Raw genomic sequence first — 17,964 nt, 5'->3', positions numbered from 1 at the left:
GATGCAGCTGCCCGAAATCGCCATCCGCCGTCCGGTCTTTGCGACCGTGCTGTCGCTGCTGATCGTGCTCATCGGCGGGGTGTCGTTTCAGAACTTGTCGGTGCGCGAGTACCCCAAGATCGACGAGCCCGTGGTCACGGTCACGACGCGTCTGGCCGGTGCCTCATCCGAAGTGATCGAGTCCACCGTCACCAAGCCGCTGGAAGACTCGCTGGCGGGCATCGAAGGGGTTGACGTCATCACCTCCGTCAGCCGGCCCGAGCAAAGCCAGATCACGGTGCGTTTTCGGCTGGAGCGCGACCCCGATGCCGCGGCGGCCGAGGTGCGCGACAAAGTGGCGCGCGTGCGCGGGCGGCTGCCGCAAAGTGTGGATGAGCCCGTGGTGGCCAAGGTCGAGGCCGACGCTTTCCCTGTCATCTGGATTGCGCTGTCGTCCGACCGGCACTCGGCGCTGGAGCTGTCCGATTGGGCCAACCGCATCGCCAAGCCGGTGCTGCAGACCGCCACCGGGGTGGCCGAAGTGCGCGTATTCGGCGAGCGCCGCTTTGCGATGCGCCTCTACCCCGACCCCGACCGCCTGGCGGCCTACGGGCTGACGGTGCAGGATCTGGAGGACGCGCTGCGACGTGCTAACCTGGAGGTGCCGGCCGGCCGGGTCGAGAGCCGCATGCGGGAATTCAACGTCACCGCCGCCACCGACCTGCGCAGTGCCGAAGCTTTTGCCGATGTCGTCATCCGCACCGTTGGCGGCCTGCCGGTGCGCGTCGGCGATGTGGCCCAGGTGCAGGAGACGGCGGCCGACGAACGCACGCGCGTGCGCCTCAATGGCCGCGAGACGGTGTCGCTGGGGGTCATCCGGCAGGCCACGGCCAACCCGCTGGAGCTGTCCGTCGCCGTGCGCGCGCTGCTGGACAAGGTGCGCGCCGACCTGCCCGCCGGCATCGAGGTGCAGGTCGCCAACGACAACTCGGTCTTTATCGACCGCTCCATCCGCGCGGTCTATCAGACCATACTGGAAGCGGTGGTGCTGGTGACGCTGGTCATCGTGCTGTTTCTGCGCACGGCGCGCGCCTCCATCGTTGCGCTGGTGACCATCCCGGTCAGTCTGATTGGTGCCTTTGCGCTGCTGGCGCTGGCCGGCTTTTCGATCAACACGCTGACGCTGCTGGCGCTGGTGCTGGCCATCGGCATGGTGGTGGACGACGCCATCGTCGTGCTCGAAAACATCCACCGCCACATCGAAGACGGCATGACGCCGTTTGCCGCCGCCATCCGCGGCAGCCGCGAGATTGCCTTTGCCGTGGTCGCCATGACGCTGACGCTGGCCGCGGTGTACGCGCCGCTGGCCTTCACGCCAGGGCGCACCGGTCGGCTGTTTGCCGAATTTGCGCTGGCGCTGGCCGGCGCGGTGCTGGTGTCCGGGTTCGTGGCGCTGACACTGTCGCCGATGATGTGCGCGCACCTGCTGCCGCGCCACGAGCGGCATGGTCGCGTGGACCGGCTCATCGAAGGCGGCCTGCGCCGTCTGACTGCGGGCTACGCCTGGGCGCTGGACGGTGCGCTGCGCGCGCGCTGGATTGTGGTGGGGTTGATGCTGGCCAGCGCCGCCGCCAGCTTGTGGCTGGTGCGCACCACCAAGCAGGAGCTGGCCCCGCTGGAAGACCGCGGCGTGATCCTCAACATCGTCAACGCACCGGACGGCGCCACGCTCGACTACACCGCCCGCTACGCCGCCGCCATCGAGCGCATCGGCGCCGACTATCCCGAGTTCGACCGCATCTTCGGACTGATCGGCAACCCTACCGTGTCGCAGGCCACGGTGTTTTTCCGTGCCAAACCGTGGGAGGAGCGCGAGCGCAGCACCCTGCAGCTGGCGCGCGAGATGGCGCCGCGCATCGCGGGCTTGCCGGGGGTGACGGCGTTTCCCATCACACCGCCGTCGCTGGGGCAGGGCTTTCGCGAGCGGCCGCTGAACTACGTCATCACCACCACCGACAGCTACGCCAACCTGGCGCGCATAGTGGCGGAGTTTCAACGCCGCATGGCGCAGATGCCCGGTTTTTTGCAGGTGGACACCGATCTGCGCATGAACAAACCCGAGCTGCGGCTGGAAGTCGACCGCGAACGTGCCGCCGATCTGGGTGTCAGTGTCGAAGCGGTGGCGCGCACCGTCGAGACCATGCTGGGCGGCCGCATTGTCGGGCGCTACAAGCGCGAGGGCGAACAGTACGACGTCATCGTGCAGACCACCGCGGGCGAGCGCAGCACGCCGCAGGACATCGACCGGCTGTACGTGCGCGGACGCGGCGACGCGATGATTCCGCTGTCGGCGCTGGTGCGCGTGCAGGAGGTGGTGGCGCCGCGCGAACTCAACCACTTTGCGCAGCGGCGCAGCGCGTCCATCACCGCCAACCTGGCGCCCGACTTTGCGCTCGGTGACGCACTGCGCGCCATGGACGCCATTGCGCGCGAGGTGCTGCCCGAGGGCTACACCACCGACCTCAATGGTCAGAGCCGCGAGTTTCGCGCTGCCTCGGGGGCACTGGCGGTGGTATTCGTGCTGGCGCTGGTATTCATCTATCTGGTGCTGGCTGCCCAGTTCGAAAGCTTCATCGACCCCTTCATCATCCTGCTGTCGGTGCCGCTGTCGATGCTGGGGGCGCTGGCAGCGCTGAAATTCACCGGCGGCACGCTCAATGTATTCAGCCAGATCGGCTTGGTGACGCTGGTGGGCCTCATCACCAAGCACGGCATCTTGATCGTCGAGTTTGCCAACCAGCTGCGCCAGCAAGGGCGTGATCTGCAGCAGGCGGTGCGCGAAGCCGCTGCGCTGCGCCTGCGCCCCATTCTCATGACCACGGCCGCGATGGTGCTGGGTGCCATTCCGCTGGCGCTGGCCAGTGGCGCCGGTGCCGAGAGCCGCCAGCAGATCGGCTGGGTCATCGTCGGGGGGATGACGGTGGGCACGCTGCTGACGATCTTCGTGGTGCCCACGGTGTACTTGTTGCTGGCGCGCCAGCGCGTGCCCGGAGCGATCCGAACCCCGGTGCGGGAGGCGGCCTGAGCCGCTGCGCGCTCAGAGAATGTCGCTGGCGAAGTCGGCCAGGCGGGAGCGCTCCCCGCGCGCCAGCGTGACGTGCCCGCCGTGCGGCCAGCCCTTGAATCGGTCCACCACGTAGGTCAGCCCCGAGGAGCCTTCGGTCAGGTACGGGGTGTCGATCTGCGCCAGGTTGCCCATGCACACCAGCTTGGTGCCCGGCCCCGCACGGGTGATCAGCGTCTTCATCTGCTTGGGGGTCAGATTCTGCGCCTCGTCGATGATGACGAACTTGTTCAGGAACGTGCGGCCGCGCATGAAGTTCATGCTCTTGACCTTGATGCGGCTGCGCACCAGATCCTGGGCAGCTGCGCGTCCCCACTCACCCGCGCCCCCACCCCCTTTGGTGAGAAACTCCAGATTGTCGTCCAGCGCCCCCATCCAGGGCCCCATCTTTTCTTCTTCCGTACCGGGTAAGAAACCAATGTCCTCGCCGACGCTGACGGTGGCGCGGGTCATGATGATCTCGGTGTAGCGCCGCTCGTCCAGCACCTGCGTCAGCCCCGCCGCCAACGCCATCAGCGTCTTGCCGGTGCCTGCCGTGCCCGCCAGCGTCACAAAGTCGATCTCCGGGTCCATCAGCAGGTTCAGCGCAAAGTTCTGCTCGCGGTTGCGCGCTGTCACGCCCCAGACGGCGTGCTTCAGATGCGAGTAGTCCTTGATCGTGCGCAGCACCGCCTGGCGACCACGCAGCTCCACCACCCGCGCATACAGCGGGGGCTCGCCAGGGGCTTCGTAGTACACGAACTGGTTGAGCAGCAGTTGCTCGGCCACCGGGCCGGCGATGCGGTAGTAGGTGTGGCCTCCCTGCTGCCAGCTCTCCACGGTCTTGCTCTGGCGGGTCCAGAAATCCGGTGGCAGCGCCAGGGTTCCGGTGTAGAGCATCTCGACATCGTCGAGCGTCTTGTCGTTTTCGTAGTCCTCGGCCGCCAGGCCCAGCGCGCGGGCCTTGACGCGCATGTTGATGTCCTTGGACACCAGCACCACGTCGCGTTCCGGGTGGCGGGCGGTGAGCGCCTGAACCACCGACAGGATCTGATTGTCCGCCTTGCCCTGCGGCAGGTTGTTGGGCAGGGCGTGTGGCAGCAGCTCGGTCTGAAAGAAGAGCGTGCCGGTGGCGTCGGTGTTGCCCAGCGCCGACAACGGCAGGCCGTCGCGGATGTCGGCGCCGGCGGCGGCAGCCAGCGCGTCCAGGGTGCGGCTGGCTTGGCGAGCGTTGCGCGCCACTTCGCTCATGCCCTTCTTGTTGTTGTCCAGCTCTTCCAGCACGATCATCGGCAGGAAGATGTCGTGTTCCTCGAACCGGAACAGCGAACTGGGATCATGCATCAGGACGTTGGTGTCGAGCACGAACAGGCGTCGGCCCGGTTTGCCGCTGCCGCTGCGGCGGCGCGCGGGCCGCGTTGGCGCCGGCGCACGGGTGGGCATGGAGGCGGCAGCGGCCGTGCTGGCTGGCTCCGGTGGTTTGACGGCCGCCGGGGTGACATCAGAGACAGACGAAGTTCCTGCAGAGGGGCCACTGGCGCGGCGCCGACGCGCCGAGGCCGAGCTGCGCACCGGGGGCTGTGCGGGAACCGTGTCGTCGGACGAAGCCGCACCATCCGGCGGCGGCGAGGCGTTGTCAGCCGTGTCGGACATCGGGGCACTGGCGCGGGAACGGGGACGTTGGACGCGATCGCCTTTGCGGCGCGGCGGAGGAGGCAATGGCATGGGTGGATGATGCCAGAAAAAGCGCTGGCCGCTCGGTGGCGGCCAGACGGCAATGAAAACCAGCGGAGGAAGGCCAGCGGAACATCCGCCGCTCAGGCCACCTTTTTAAGCATGTGAACCGCCTTGAGCACCTCATCGACATGGCCCGGCACCTTGACGCCGCGCCACTCCTGCAGCAGGATGCCATCAGCGCTGATGAGGAAGGTGCTGCGCTCGATACCCTTGACCTTTTTGCCGTACATGATCTTGTTTTTCACGACGCCGAACATGTGGCACATCTTCTCTTCGGTGTCCGCGATCAGCTCGAACGGCAAACCGAGCTTGGCCTTGAAGTCCTCGTGCGATTTCAGGTTGTCGCGCGACACGCCAAAGACCTGCGCGCCGGCCTTGACGAATTCTTGGTACTGGTCGCGAAACTGCTGCGCTTCGGTGGTGCAGCCGGGTGTGTGATCCTTGGGATAAAAATACAGCACCAGGACCTGGCCGAGATGGGACTGGTGGGTGACCTTGACGCCGCCTGTCGCTTGCGCTTCGAATTCGGGGATGGGTTTGTTGACGACTACGGCCATGAAGCGGGACCCCTGCGTGGTTGATTCGTCGAAGGTGTTCGGTCAAAAATCGCTCGAGGCCAAACCCGCCGCTAGGGTTGCCGGGCCGCCGTGTCTGCTACGCGCTCAAGACGTTGGGGACGGGGCGGGCGCTCCTCTGCGCCGAACGCTATCATTTTAGCATATGGCCTGCCGCGATGATCTGTGCCAGCGCGTCCGGCGCTGTCACGGGGCGGCCGGTTCGTCGATCAGCAGAGCCGCCAGCACGCGGCGGCCTTCGCCGGCCAGCACGTTGTAGGTGCGTGCTGCGGCCATCGTGTCCATGGTCTCGACGCCGATGCCGCGCTCCAGCAGTGCGCGCAGCAGTTCGGGTGCCACGAAGCGCAGGCGCCGACCGCTGCCGAACAGCACCACTTCGGGGGTGGCGTCGGCCAATCGCGCGAAATGCGCAGGGGTGAGCTCGCTTAGCGACGCGCAGTCCCACGGCTGAACACCAGCGGCGCTGACGATGACGCTGTGCACGTAGCGTCGCCCTGCGATCACGACCCATCCCGGGCCATGCGCTTGGATGGCCACCGTGTCGATGCGGTCGGGCTGAAACTTCATGCGGCGGTTACCCCAGTGCGAAGGAAGGTCCGCACGACCGTCGCGAGCGGGCGGAGCGCAGCGACCGAGACATCACAATGAGTGAGGCGAGGGAGCGAGCACCGCGCAACGCAGCGATCCTTCCGCGTAGCAGGGCAGACCTTCCCGAACAGCAACCGAGTCGGCCGGGTTGTGAATCTGTGGTGAAATTATAGGTTCGCGCCGGCAGCTGTCTGTGCGCGGTTGATCCACGCCCCCGAGCCATTGCGGCCTTGCAAGCCGCCAGCCCGTTGCCCACACCATGCCTGCACCCGAGATCCACAAGTCGGCCAAGCTCGCCAACGTCTGCTATGACATCCGCGGTCCCGTCCTCGAGAAGGCGCGCCAAATGGAGGAGGACGGGCACAAGATCATCAAGCTCAACATCGGCAACCTGGCGGTGTTCGGGCTGGAGCCGCCCGATGAGATCGTGCAGGACATGATCCGCAACCTGCCGCAGGCGGCGGGCTACACCGACAGCAAGGGGCTGTTTGCGCCGCGCAAGGCCATCGTTCACTACACGCAGGAAAAGCGCATCGCTGGCGTCACGGTCGATGACGTCTATCTGGGCAACGGGGCCAGCGAGCTCATCACCATGAGTATGAATGCGCTGCTCAACGCCGGGGACGAAATCCTGGTGCCCGCGCCCGACTACCCGCTGTGGACGGCGTCGGTGTCGCTGTCGGGCGGCACGCCGGTGCACTATCTGTGCGACGAGGCCAACGGCTGGATCCCGGATCTGCAGGACATGGCGCGCAAGATCACGCCGGCCACCAAGGGCATCGTGGTGATCAACCCCAACAACCCGACCGGGGCGCTGTACCCGGTGGAGGTGCTGCAGGCCATTGTCGAACTCGCGCGCAGGCACGGGCTCATCATTTTTGCCGACGAGATCTACGACAAGGTGCTGTACGACGGCAACGTGCACACGTCGATTGCGTCGCTGGCTGATGATGTGCTGTTCGTGACGTTCAACGGCTTGTCCAAGAACTACCGCTCGTGCGGCTACCGCGCGGGGTGGATGGTGGTCTCGGGCGACAAGCGGCGCGCGCGCGACTACATCGAAGGGCTGAATATGCTGGCGTCGATGCGGCTGTGCGCCAACACACCAGGGCAGCTGGCCATCCAAACCGCGCTGGGTGGCTATCAGAGCATCAACGATTTGGTGGCGCCGGGCGGGCGCCTGTGCCGGCAGCGCGATTTGGCGCACCGGCTGCTGACCGAGATTCCGGGGGTGACCTGCGTCAAGCCCAAGGCGGCGCTGTATATGTTTCCGCGCCTGGACCCCGTCATCTACCCCATCGAGGACGACCAGCAGTTTGCCTACGAGCTGCTGGCCGAGGAGAAGGTGCTGATCGTGCAGGGCACTGGCTTCAACTATCCCACGCCCGACCACTTCCGGCTGGTGTTCCTGCCGCACGAGGACGACCTGGCCGAGGCAATCGGGCGTATCGCCCGCTTTCTGGGGCATCTGCGTCGGCGCTACGGCACCGGCTCGTGAGGCGAGGCCGGCGCCGCCGCGGGCGGCGAGCTGGCCGCCCCACGTCCCCCGTTTCCTTCGACTGATACGCGACGTTCCAACGACATGACCAACGCGCTTCCCCCCATCCAAGTCGGCCTGCTGGGCATCGGCACCGTGGGCAGCGGCACCTTCCGCGTGCTGCAACGCAACCAGGAGGAAATCCGCCGCCGTGCCGGACGCGGCATCCAGATCACCATGGTGGCCGATCTCGACACCGAGCGCGCGCGCGCTATCGTGGGGGACGCCGCTGCCGTGGTCAGCGATGCGCGTGCCGTCATCGCCAACCCCGACATCGATATCGTGGTGGAGCTGATTGGTGGCTATGGCATCGCGCGCCAGCTGGTGATGGAGGCGATTGCCGCCGGCAAGCACGTGGTGACCGCCAACAAGGCGCTGCTGGCGGTGCACGGGTCTGAAATCTTCGCGGCTGCCCAGGCCAAAGGGGTGATGGTGGCGTTCGAGGCCGCGGTGGCCGGCGGCATCCCCATCATCAAGGCGCTGCGCGAGGGGCTGACGGCCAACCGCATCGAGTGGGTGGCCGGCATCATCAACGGCACCACCAATTTCATCCTGTCCGAGATGCGCGACAAGGGGCTGGACTTCGACGTGGTGCTAAAGGAAGCACAGCGCTTGGGCTACGCCGAGGCCGACCCGACGTTCGACATCGAGGGAATCGACGCCGCGCACAAGGCCACCCTGATGAGCGCGCTGGCGTTTGGCATCCCGGTGCAGTTCGACAAGGCCTACGTCGAAGGCATCACGCGGCTGCAAGCCGCTGACATTCGCTACGCCGAGCAGCTGGGCTATCGCATCAAGCTGCTGGGCATCACCAAGCGTGTGGCCGAGGGCGTGGAGCTGCGCGTGCACCCCACGCTGGTGCCGGCCAAACGCCTCATTGCCAACGTCGAAGGCGCGATGAATGCGGTGGTGGTGCAGGGCGACGCCGTCGGCACCACGCTGTACTATGGCAAGGGCGCGGGCAGCGAACCCACCGCCAGCGCCGTGATTGCCGATCTGGTGGATGTGACGCGCCTGCACACCGCCGATCCGCAGCACCGGGTGCCGCATCTGGCCTTCCAGCCCGCGGCGCTGAGCACGCTGCCCATCGTGCCGATCGAGCAGGTGGTCACCAGCTACTACCTGCGGCTGCGCGTGGCTGATCAACCCGGCGTGCTGGCCGAAGTGACCGGCATTCTGGCGCGCGCTGGCATCAGTATCGACGCCGTGCTGCAGCGCGAGGCCGACCAGGTGGGCGGCGAGGGCAGCACCCAGACCGATCTGATCATCCTGACGCACGACACGCGCGAAGGCACGATGAACGCGGCGCTGGCGGCGATCCAGGCGCTGCCCACGGTCCTGGCGCCGGTGGTGCGCATCCGCAAGGAGGAGCTGGCCTGATGCGTTACCGTTCGACCCGCGGCGACGCGGCGCGTCCGCGCTTTTGCGACATCCTGCTCGAAGGGCTGGCACCGGACGGCGGCCTGTATCTGCCCGAAACCTATCCGCAAGTAGACGCGGCCACGCTGGCGCGCTGGCGCCGCATCTATCACGAGCAGGGTTATGGCGAGTTGGCGTTCGAGATTCTGTCGCTGTACGTCGACGATATCCCTGCCGACGATCTGCGCAGCCTGTTGCGCCGCACCTACACCGCCGAGGTATTTGGCACCGGCGAGATCGTTCCGCTGCGTCACCTGGAAGACGGCTTGTGGTTGCAGGCGCTGTCCAACGGACCGACGTTGGCGTTCAAGGACATGGCGATGCAGCTGCTTGGCCACCTGTTCGAGTACGAGCTGGCGCGTCGTGGGCAGACCCTCAACATCTTGGGGGCCACCAGCGGCGACACCGGCAGCGCTGCCGAATATGCGATGCGGGGCAAGCGCGGCATCCGCGTTTTCATGCTCAGCCCGCACGGGCGCATGAGCCCGTTCCAGCAGGCGCAGATGTACAGTCTGCAGGACGCCAACATCCACAACATTGCCATCGAGGGTGTGTTCGACGACTGCCAGGACATCGTCAAGGCCGTCAGCGCCGACCTCGACTTCAAGCGGCGCTGGCGCATCGGCACCGTCAACTCCATCAACTGGGCGCGGCTGCTGGCGCAAGTGGTGTACTACTTCGCGGGCTGGATCCAGGCCACCGAGCGCGACGACGAGCGCGTCAGCTTTGCGGTGCCCAGCGGCAATTTCGGCAACGTCTGCGCCGGGCACATCGCGCGCCAGATGGGGCTGCCCATCGAGCAGCTGGTGGTGGCCACCAACGAAAACGACGTGCTCGACGAGTTTTTCCGCACCGGTGTGTACCGCGTGCGCGGCAGTGCCGACACGTTCGAGACCTCCAGCCCGTCGATGGACATCAGCAAGGCCAGCAACTTCGAGCGCTTCGTGTTCGATTTGCTGGGACAGGACACGGCGCAGACGCGCGCGCTGTTTGGCCAGGCGCTGGCGCGCGATGGGCGCTTCGATCTGTCTGCGCACCCGGCGTTTGCGCAGGTGCGCCAGCGCTTTGGCTTCGTCAGCGGCAAAAGTACGCACGCCCATCGCTTGGCCACCATCCGCGACGCCTGGCAGCGCTTCGGCGTGCTGATCGACCCGCACACCGCCGACGGCGTCAAGGTGGCGCGCGAGCACCGGCAGCCGGGTGTGCCGATGATCGTGCTGGAGACAGCGTTGCCGATCAAATTCGCCGCCACCATCGTCGAAGCGATCGGGCAAGAGCCGCCGCGGCCCGCGAAGTTTGCCGGCATCGAGGCGCTGCCCAAGCGGGTGCAAGTGATGCCTGTGGACGCTGCGCGCGTCAAGGCGTACATCGAGGCGGTGTGCGGCGCGGCGTAAGGTGAGCGGTCCCAGGCGCAGCGTGTGGCGATGGGTGACGGCGCGGGAGGTCAGAGATGAGTCAGGGACCGGGTTTGGGAACAGCGGGTGCGGCGGGGCGCGGACTGATGGCCGTGGAAGACGCCTTGCAACGCCTGCTGGCGGCGGCCGAGCCGCTGACGGAGCAGGAGACGGTGGCGACAGAGGCGGCGGTGGGCCGCGTGCTGGCGCGTGACGTGGTGGCGGCGCTGGACGTGCCCGGCTTCGACAACAGCCAGATGGATGGGTATGCCGTGCGCTGCGCGGAGGTGGCCGCAGCATTGGCGGCCGGGCAGGCTCTGCCGGTGGCGTTGCGGGTGGCGGCTGGGCAGGCGGCGGGGGAGCTTCCGCCCGGGGCGGTGGCGCGCGTGTTCACCGGTGCGCCGTTGCCCGTGGGGGCGGATGCCGTGGTGATGCAGGAAGAGGCCACCCCGGTGGCCGATGCGACTGCAGCCGACCGTGCCCCGGCGTCGCTGGGCTGGGTGCGTTTCGCCTCGGTCCCTGCACCAGGGCAGTGGGTGCGCCGGCGCGGCGAGGACGTGCGCGCCGAGACGATCGTGCTGTCTGCGGGTCGGCGGCTGACGGCGGCCGACGCTGGGCTGGCCGCCTCGATCGGCTGTGCCACATTGCCGGTGCGGCGCCGCCTGCGGGTGGCGCTGGCCAGCACGGGCGACGAGTTGATCCAGCCAGGCGAGCTGCCGCCCGAACGGCTGCCGCCTGGCGCGATATACAACTCCAACCGCTTTTTTCTCGAGCCGCTGCTGCGCCGTCTGGAGTGCGAGGTGACGGTTTTGCCGCGGGTGGCCGATACCCGCGAGGCCACCGAGGCCGCCATCGCGCAGGCGGCGCTGGCGCATGACGTCATCATCACCACCGGGGGTGTGTCGGTGGGCGAGGCCGATCACGTCCGACCGGTGGTGCGGGCGCTCGGCGGACTGGATCTGTGGCAGATTGCCATGAAGCCGGGCAAGCCCTTTGCGCACGGCTGGATCGAGCGTGCGCGCCTAGGCGGCAGCGGGCGCTGTCACGTCATCGGGCTGCCCGGCAATCCGGTATCCAGCTTCGTGACGTACGCCTTGCTGGCGCGGCCGTTTTTGCTGCGGCTGGCGGGTGCGGCCGTTGAGCCTACGCTGCCGCCGGCGTGGCCGATGGTGGCCCATTTCGATTGGCCACAGGCTGACCGGCGGCGCGAGTTCCTACGTGTGCGTTGCAATTCGGTCGGTGGGCTGGATGTCTTCCCGAACCAAAGCTCCTCCGTGCTGACGTCGGTGGCCTGGGCCGACGGGTTGGTAGACAAGCCGGCCGGCACGACCATTGCTCATGGCGATGTCGTGCGTTATCTTCCGCTGTCGGCTCTACTGGACTGAGATGAACGTACAGGTGCGGTTTTTTGCCTCGTTGCGCGAGACGCTGGGCACGGCAGCCTTGGCTTGCGAGACAACGGCCACGACAGTGGGTGCTTTGCGCACGGAGCTGTGCGCGCGCGGCGGCGTGTGGGCCGAGGCGCTGGGCGGTGGCCGCCCTGTGCGCGTGGCGGTTGATCAGACCATGGCCGATGACGCCACGGCGCTGCACGATGGGGCCGAGGTCGCCTTTTTTCCCCCCGTCACCGGCGGGTGAGCCGCAGGCGGGGCGGCGCGGGTGGGTGTCGGGCCGTCCGGGCCCATGGGTGGTAGCAGGAGGTGGGCATGTCCCTGCAACGGCGCAGCGTCACGATCCAGACCGAGGACTTCGACACCGGGACCGAGGTGGCCGCCCTGCGTGCCAACGATTGCGGCGTTGGGGCCGTGTGCGTGTTTGTGGGCACGGTGCGCGACCACAATGAGGGCAGCGCGGTCGCGGCGCTGGAGCTGGAGCATTATCCCGGCATGACCGAGCGCGCCATCGACGCGATGATCGACGAGGCAGCGCGCCGTTTTGACATCCGCGGCGTGCGGGTCATCCACCGCGTTGGGCCGCTGCAGCCGCAGGATCAGATCGTGCTCGTGGCGGTGACTTCGGCCCATCGCGGCGAGGCGTTTCGGGCTTGCGAATTTTTGATGGACTACTTGAAAACCCAGGCCCCGTTCTGGAAAAAAGAACAGACCCCACAGGGCGCGCGCTGGGTGGATGCGCGCGCGTGCGACGACGCGGCGCTGGCCCGCTGGGGCATTGCGGCGCGCAACGCCGCCATGTGAGGGGCACGACAGCGCGCTTGCTGCGCGATGGCACGCGGTGTAGCCGACCGAAGCGGTGGTTGCCGCCGGTGCCCGCCGTGCAGTAGTGCAACGCAAAGGAATTTGCGCCAGGTCAAAAGGTTACTGCCCCAGCCCTTGAAAAGGATGCGCGCCCGCTCCACATGGTAAGCAGTTTTCTCCATTGGAGTCCCTCATGCGTATCGACAAATTCACCACCCAGTTCCAAGAAGCCCTGGCCGACGCGCAGTCGCTGGCGTTGGGGCGTGATCACGCCTACATCGAGCCGGCCCATGTGCTGGCTGCGCTGCTCAAGCAAGACGGCCCGCGCGCGCTGCTGATGCGCGCCGGCGTCAATACCGCACAGTTGCAAAAGGCCGTCGACGATGCGCTGCAGCGTTTGCCGCAAGTGCAGGGACAGGAGCAGGTACAAATTGGCCGTGACACGGTGACCCTGCTGCAGGCAGCCGAAAAAGAAGCCATCAAGCGCGGCGATCAGTTTGTGGCCAGCGAACTGTTCTTGCTGGCGCTGGCCGACAGCAAGATCACCCTGGCCGATGAGGCGCGCAAAGCCGGCTTGAATCGTAAGGCGGTGGAAGCTGCCATCGACGCCGTGCGCGGCGGCCAGAAAGTGGACAGCCCTGAAGCTGAGGGCCAGCGCGAGGCGCTCAAAAAATATACGCTCGACCTGACCGAGCGTGCCCGTCAGGGTAAGTTGGACCCGGTCATCGGCCGTGACGACGAAATTCGCCGCACGATCCAGATTCTGCAGCGGCGCAGCAAAAACAATCCGGTGCTCATCGGCGAGCCCGGCGTGGGCAAGACCGCGATCGTCGAGGGGCTGGCGCAGCGCATCGTCGCCGGCGAAGTACCGGATACGCTGAAAGACAAGCGCGTGTTGGCGCTGGATATGGCGGGCTTGTTGGCCGGAGCCAAATACCGCGGTGAATTCGAGGAGCGCTTGAAGGCGGTGCTCAAGGAAATCGCCGCCGAGGAAGGGCGTATCATCCTTTTCATCGACGAAATCCACACCATGGTGGGCGCGGGCAAGGCCGAGGGCGCCATGGATGCGGGTAACATGCTCAAGCCAGCGCTGGCGCGCGGTGAGCTGCACTGCATCGGCGCCACCACGCTGGACGAATACCGCAAGTACATCGAGAAGGATGCCGCCTTGGAGCGGCGCTTCCAGAAGGTGCTGGTGGACGAGCCCAGCGTCGAGGCGACGATTGCCATCCTGCGCGGCTTGCAGGAGAAGTACGAGCTGCACCACGGTGTCGAGATCACCGACCCGGCCATCGTCGCCGCGGCCGAGCTGTCGCACCGCTACATCACCGACCGCTTCCTGCCCGACAAGGCCATCGACCTCATCGACGAGGCGGCGGCGCGCATCAAGATCGAGATCGACTCCAAGCCCGAGGCGCTGGACCGGCTGGAGCGTCGTCTCATCCAGCTCAAGATCGAGCGCGAGGCGGTGCGCAAGGAAACCGACGAGGCGTCGCGCAAGCGGCTGGACCTCATCGAGGAAGAAATCGCCAAACTCGAACGTGAATACGCCGACCTGGAGGAGATCTGGAGGTCCGAAAAAGCCCAGGTACAAGGCTCAGCCCAAATCAAGGAAGAAATCGACCGCCTGCGCTTCCAGATCGAGGAGCTCAAGCGCAAGGGCGACTACAACAAGGTGGCCGAGCTGCAATACGGCCGTCTGCCTGAGCTGGAGAAGCGCCTGCAGGAGGCCCAGGCGCGCGAAAGCGCGGGCGGGCAGGGCCTGAAGCTGCTGCGCACGCGCGTTGGCGCGGAAGAAATCGCCGAAGTGGTCTCGCGCGCCACCGGCATTCCGGTGTCCAAGCTGATGCAGGGCGAGCGCGACAAGCTGCTGCAGATGGAGGCCAAGCTGCACGAGCGGGTGGTGGGGCAGGATGAGGCCATCGTCGCGGTGGCCAACGCCATCCGGCGTGCGCGCGCGGGGCTATCCGATCCGAACCGGCCGCTGGGTTCCTTTCTGTTTCTGGGGCCGACCGGGGTGGGCAAGACCGAGCTGTGCAAGGCGCTGGCGGCCTTCCTGTTCGACAGCGAAGACCACATGATTCGCATCGACATGAGCGAGTTCATGGAAAAGCACTCGGTCAGCCGCCTAATCGGGGCGCCGCCGGGCTACGTCGGCTACGACGAGGGTGGGTATCTGACGGAAGCGGTGCGGCGCAAGCCCTACAGCGTGGTGCTGCTCGACGAGGTAGAGAAGGCCCACCCGGACGTCTTCAACGTGCTGCTGCAGGTGCTCGACGATGGCCGCTTGACCGACGGGCAGGGGCGCACGGTGGATTTCAAGAATACGGTGATCGTGATGACCTCCAACATCGGCTCGCACCGTATCCAGGCGATGGCCGGGCAGGACATGGAGGACATCAAGGACGCGGTGTGGGAAGAGCTCAAGGCGCATTTCCGGCCCGAGTTCCTCAACCGCATCGACGAGACCGTGGTGTTCCACCCGCTGTCGGCCGAGCACATCCGCAACATCGCGCGCATCCAGCTGCGCACGCTGCAGCAGCGGCTGGCGCGCATGGATCTAACGCTAGAGCTCAGCGATGCGGCGCTGGACGAGCTGGCCAAGGTCGGCTTCGACCCGGTGTTCGGTGCGCGGCCGCTGAAGCGGGCCATCCAGCAGCGCATCGAAAACCCGCTGTCCAAGTTGATCCTGGAGGGTCGCTTCCCGCCCAAGAGCGTCATCCAGGTGGACGTCGATCCGGTGCGCGCGCCGGGTCAGTTCACCTTTGGGCCGACGGTGCACTAACGCCGCGGGCGCAGTGCCGAGACCGCGCCGGTTGCCGTTCAGCGTCGATTGGCGCGCGCCGCGGGCCACCGCGTCAGGCGCTGGGCGGTGACCGGCAATGCCTCGGTGCCCCAGCGGTGTGGCAGCGCCAGCGCCTCGGTCGGGCCCACGGGCTCCCAGCCGTGGGCCTGGGCGAATGACAGCGTGGCGTCTCGAGCCCGGGGGTCGGTGGTCAGCCACAACGCCACCGGGCGTTCGGCGCCGCCGAGCCCGGGTTGTTGCGGCATGGCCGGATTGGCCAAGCACCAGCGGGGATCGGCCAACCGCAGGTTGGCAAAATGGGCATAGTCGGTGAAGACCGCGCAGTCCGCGCCGGTGCGGTCCCGCAATGCGCTCGACAGGGCGGCGTAATCGTAGGCGGTACGGGTGCCGGGCTTGACGGCAGCCCACCAGTTGCCGACGATCACGAGCATCCCGAACACCAGTGCGAACCAGCGCAGCGCGCGCCATGTCGGGGCGCAGGACGCTATCCGGCCCGCCATCCACGCCAGCAGTGGCACGGCAGTGGGCAGCAGCCAGCGCGGCTGCACACGGGTCATGCCGGTGAGCAGGACTGCCAGCAGGCTGAGCGCCAGCACCATGATGCAGGTCCACGCCCACAGTTGGGCATTGTTGGACGCGCTGCCATGCCACTCGGGGAGGGCGGCGCCCGTTGGCGTGCTCCTGTCGGCGGCTGACCACGATTGCGCCGGTGTGAGCTGCGGGTTTGTACGGAGGTGGGCCCATCCGTACAGCAGGGCCGGCAGCACAAACAACGCCAGCCAGGCCACGCCCCACTCGGTCACACCGGCCAGTGCATCGTGCCAGAGCGAGTCGTGCGCACGCAGGCCCATGCGGTCGGCTATGCGCAATGTTGGCGCCGGGTGTCGCCACGTCCACCAAGCGTGCGGAAGCAGAAGTACCAGGGCCATCAGAGCGGCTGCCCACGCCATCGGCTGACTGAACAGGGCCCGGCGTCCGTGGACGATGCCGTCGGCTAGTATCAACGCAGCCCAGAACAGCAGCGCGTTGTATTTCGCCAGCACACTCAGCGCGGCCACCAACGCCAGGGCAACCCAGCGGACGGGGGTTGGATGCAGCCGGGTCTGCAGATAGAGCCAGCCACCCCAGGGCAACAGGGCGAACAGCAAGACCGAGTGCGCGTAGTTGCGCTGCATCTCCCAGGCGATGTCGGGAACCAACACACACAACAGCAGCGCGGCCGACCCCGCATGGGCCACACCCGGCCACAGTGCCTGCGCCAGCCAGGCCATGCCCGTCAGGCCCACACCCAGCAGGGCGAACTTGAGCAGGTTTTCCGTCAGCGCGGACACACCCAGGATCTGGTGCAGTGTCCACAGCAGCCACGTATACAGAGGGGGCTGGGAGCGTCCGTAGCCCCAGTCCAGGTACTGGGTGTAGAGCAGCTGTTCGGCACCGTCGTAGCTGGTACCCCCGCGGATCGCACTCAGAACCAGTGCCTGGGCAAACAGGATCGCGGCCAGGCCAGCGGCCGCCAGGCCGGACAGGGGGGGCTGGGGTCCTTGGGGTTGCAGGCGCACGGGCGTCGGGAGGGAAGTGGCGCACGGCCCGGCAGCCGCCCGAGCGGGGCGGCGTGGGGGCGCAGCAGCAAGGCACCGATCATAGCGGCCCGCCATTCGTCGCCTACCCGGATGGCGGGCTTGATTTTTGCGCGGGACGGGCGCATCGTCGACAACGTTGGGCGTGCCCGCCGTCTGGGCCGTCATGAAGGCGTGGAGCATGGTTGCCGTCGTTCGTCCTGCTGCTGTTGCCGGTTTGTTCTACCCGGCTGACCCTGCCGTGCTGTCGGCGGAGGTGGCAGCGCTGCTCGACGCCGCCAGCGTGGCGCCGACTGCACGCGCCCCCAAAGCTGTGATCGTGCCCCACGCCGGCTACCGTTACTCGGGGTCCGTGGCGGCGCAGGTCTATGCCGATCTGCGCCGCTGGCGCGACCAGATCGAGCGGGTCGTACTGTTGGGCCCGGTGCATCGGGTGCCGGTGCGTGGGTTGGCGTTGCCAGCGGCGCAGACATGGGCCACGCCGTTGGGCGAGGTGCCGGTGGACACCGGGGCGCTGACCCGTCTGGCCGATCTTGCGCAGGTCGTGATCTCGGCGGCCGCCCACGCGTGGGAGCATGCGCTGGAAGTCCAGCTGCCGTTTTTGCAGGGGGTTCTGCGGTGCTTCCGCTGTGTTCCGCTGGCCGTGGGCGATGCCACCGCAGCCGAGGTGGCGGAGGTCGTCGAGCGGCTCTGGGGTGGTTCGGAGACGCTGATCGTGGTGAGCTCGGATCTGTCGCACGGTCATCCGTATGCGCAGGCGCGACGGCTCGATACCGAGTCGGTGCAGCACATCCTCGCCCTGGAAGCGGTGCTCGACCACGGGCACGCCTGTGGGGCCACCCCCATCAACGGCTTGCTCCTGGCCGCTCGCCGCCACGGGCTGAGGCCCGAGCTGCTCGACTACCGCAATTCCGGCGACACCGCCGGTGACCGGACGCGGGTGGTGGGCTACGCCGCGCTGCGATTTGTCGATAGAGATGATGCAGCCGCGGTTCACTGAGCTTGGGGCTGCGCTGTTGTGGCTGGCCCGGCAGGCTATCGGGGCTGCGCTGGG

The 17,964-nt window shown here is 67.2% G+C and carries 13 protein-coding genes; 9 read left to right on the top strand and 4 right to left on the bottom strand.

The genetic code is table 11. From position 1 onward, the window contains the following. The first annotated feature begins 1 nt into the window (after position 1). Positions 2-3,064 carry an efflux RND transporter permease subunit gene (locus V7Z54_RS00225; protein WP_334133490.1) on the top strand — a complete coding sequence of 1,021 codons (3,063 nt, stop codon included), beginning with the start codon at positions 2-4 and terminating at the stop codon, positions 3,062-3,064. Between the two features lie 12 nt (positions 3,065-3,076). On the opposite strand, the gene V7Z54_RS00220 is transcribed toward V7Z54_RS00225, so the two are convergent. The 3 genes from V7Z54_RS00220 to V7Z54_RS00210 all read right to left on the bottom strand — a co-directional run bounded on the left by V7Z54_RS00220 (position 3,077) and on the right by V7Z54_RS00210 (position 5,961). Next, on the bottom strand, positions 3,077-4,807 hold the full coding sequence (locus tag V7Z54_RS00220; protein ID WP_334133489.1) for a PhoH family protein: 1,731 nt from the start codon (positions 4,805-4,807) through the stop codon (positions 3,077-3,079). Between the two features lie 92 nt (positions 4,808-4,899). Continuing rightward, positions 4,900-5,376 (bottom strand): peroxiredoxin, encoded by a 477-nt coding sequence (locus V7Z54_RS00215; protein WP_334133488.1) that lies wholly within the window; start codon positions 5,374-5,376, stop codon positions 4,900-4,902. A 204-nt stretch (positions 5,377-5,580) separates the two neighbouring features. Further along, entirely contained in the window at positions 5,581-5,961 is a 381-nt protein-coding gene (locus V7Z54_RS00210; protein ID WP_334133487.1) for an Mth938-like domain-containing protein, read from the bottom strand. A 280-nt stretch (positions 5,962-6,241) separates the two neighbouring features. On the opposite strand from V7Z54_RS00210, the gene V7Z54_RS00205 reads away from it, so the two are divergent. The 7 genes from V7Z54_RS00205 to clpB all read left to right on the top strand — a co-directional run bounded on the left by V7Z54_RS00205 (position 6,242) and on the right by clpB (position 15,312). Continuing rightward, positions 6,242-7,480, top strand: a complete 1,239-nt coding sequence (locus V7Z54_RS00205) for a pyridoxal phosphate-dependent aminotransferase (protein ID WP_334133486.1) — start codon at positions 6,242-6,244, stop codon at positions 7,478-7,480. An 84-nt stretch (positions 7,481-7,564) separates the two neighbouring features. Beyond that, positions 7,565-8,899, top strand: coding sequence for a homoserine dehydrogenase (locus V7Z54_RS00200; protein WP_334133485.1), 1,335 nt, complete (start codon positions 7,565-7,567; stop codon positions 8,897-8,899). Next, on the top strand, positions 8,899-10,332 hold the full coding sequence (thrC, locus tag V7Z54_RS00195) for a threonine synthase (protein ID WP_334133484.1): 1,434 nt from the start codon (positions 8,899-8,901) through the stop codon (positions 10,330-10,332). The genes V7Z54_RS00200 and thrC overlap by 1 nt, the downstream gene beginning before the upstream one ends. Before the next feature lie 56 nt (positions 10,333-10,388). Next, positions 10,389-11,717: a molybdopterin molybdotransferase MoeA gene (locus V7Z54_RS00190; protein ID WP_334133483.1), complete on the top strand. Its 1,329-nt coding sequence runs from the start codon at positions 10,389-10,391 to the stop codon at positions 11,715-11,717. Between the two features lies 1 nt (position 11,718). Further along, the gene (moaD, locus tag V7Z54_RS00185) at positions 11,719-11,970 is read left to right on the top strand and encodes a molybdopterin converting factor subunit 1 (RefSeq protein WP_334133482.1); all 252 of its coding nucleotides are present in this window, start codon (positions 11,719-11,721) and stop codon (positions 11,968-11,970) included. A gap of 68 nt (positions 11,971-12,038) precedes the next feature. Then, complete coding sequence (moaE, locus tag V7Z54_RS00180; RefSeq protein WP_334133481.1) at positions 12,039-12,527, top strand: molybdopterin synthase catalytic subunit MoaE; 489 nt, start codon at positions 12,039-12,041, stop codon at positions 12,525-12,527. 193 nt (positions 12,528-12,720) lie between these two features. Further along, positions 12,721-15,312 (top strand): ATP-dependent chaperone ClpB, encoded by a 2,592-nt coding sequence (clpB, locus tag V7Z54_RS00175; protein WP_334133480.1) that lies wholly within the window; start codon positions 12,721-12,723, stop codon positions 15,310-15,312. 38 nt (positions 15,313-15,350) lie between these two features. On the opposite strand, the gene V7Z54_RS00170 is transcribed toward clpB, so the two are convergent. Continuing rightward, the gene (locus V7Z54_RS00170) at positions 15,351-16,892 is read right to left on the bottom strand and encodes a glycosyltransferase family 39 protein (protein WP_334133479.1); all 1,542 of its coding nucleotides are present in this window, start codon (positions 16,890-16,892) and stop codon (positions 15,351-15,353) included. Positions 16,893-17,091: 199 nt separating this feature from the next. Between V7Z54_RS00170 and amrB the strand changes: the two genes are divergently transcribed. Next, complete coding sequence (amrB, locus tag V7Z54_RS00165) at positions 17,092-17,910, top strand: AmmeMemoRadiSam system protein B (protein WP_334133478.1); 819 nt, start codon at positions 17,092-17,094, stop codon at positions 17,908-17,910. Positions 17,911-17,964 lie beyond the last annotated feature (54 nt).

The sequence above is a fragment of the Tepidimonas sp. genome, assembly GCF_036824975.1.
Classification (GTDB): domain Bacteria; phylum Pseudomonadota; class Gammaproteobacteria; order Burkholderiales; family Burkholderiaceae_C; genus Tepidimonas.
The sequence above is the reverse complement of the archived record's forward strand: the minus strand, read 5'-3'. Positions and strand labels throughout refer to the sequence as shown.

What these genes read in the sequence shown, in the direction of transcription:
- V7Z54_RS00225 (WP_334133490.1), top strand. Translation starts at nt 2, where the DNA reads ATGCAGCTGCCCGAAATCGCCATCCGCCGTCCGGTCTTTGCGACCGTG.
- V7Z54_RS00220 (WP_334133489.1), bottom strand. Translation starts at nt 4,807, where the DNA reads ATGCCATTGCCTCCTCCGCCGCGCCGCAAAGGCGATCGCGTCCAACGT.
- V7Z54_RS00215 (WP_334133488.1), bottom strand. Translation starts at nt 5,376, where the DNA reads ATGGCCGTAGTCGTCAACAAACCCATCCCCGAATTCGAAGCGCAAGCG.
- V7Z54_RS00210 (WP_334133487.1), bottom strand. Translation starts at nt 5,961, where the DNA reads ATGAAGTTTCAGCCCGACCGCATCGACACGGTGGCCATCCAAGCGCAT.
- V7Z54_RS00205 (WP_334133486.1), top strand. Translation starts at nt 6,242, where the DNA reads ATGCCTGCACCCGAGATCCACAAGTCGGCCAAGCTCGCCAACGTCTGC.
- V7Z54_RS00200 (WP_334133485.1), top strand. Translation starts at nt 7,565, where the DNA reads ATGACCAACGCGCTTCCCCCCATCCAAGTCGGCCTGCTGGGCATCGGC.
- thrC (WP_334133484.1), top strand. Translation starts at nt 8,899, where the DNA reads ATGCGTTACCGTTCGACCCGCGGCGACGCGGCGCGTCCGCGCTTTTGC.
- V7Z54_RS00190 (WP_334133483.1), top strand. Translation starts at nt 10,389, where the DNA reads ATGAGTCAGGGACCGGGTTTGGGAACAGCGGGTGCGGCGGGGCGCGGA.
- moaD (WP_334133482.1), top strand. Translation starts at nt 11,719, where the DNA reads ATGAACGTACAGGTGCGGTTTTTTGCCTCGTTGCGCGAGACGCTGGGC.
- moaE (WP_334133481.1), top strand. Translation starts at nt 12,039, where the DNA reads ATGTCCCTGCAACGGCGCAGCGTCACGATCCAGACCGAGGACTTCGAC.
- clpB (WP_334133480.1), top strand. Translation starts at nt 12,721, where the DNA reads ATGCGTATCGACAAATTCACCACCCAGTTCCAAGAAGCCCTGGCCGAC.
- amrB (WP_334133478.1), top strand. Translation starts at nt 17,092, where the DNA reads ATGGTTGCCGTCGTTCGTCCTGCTGCTGTTGCCGGTTTGTTCTACCCG.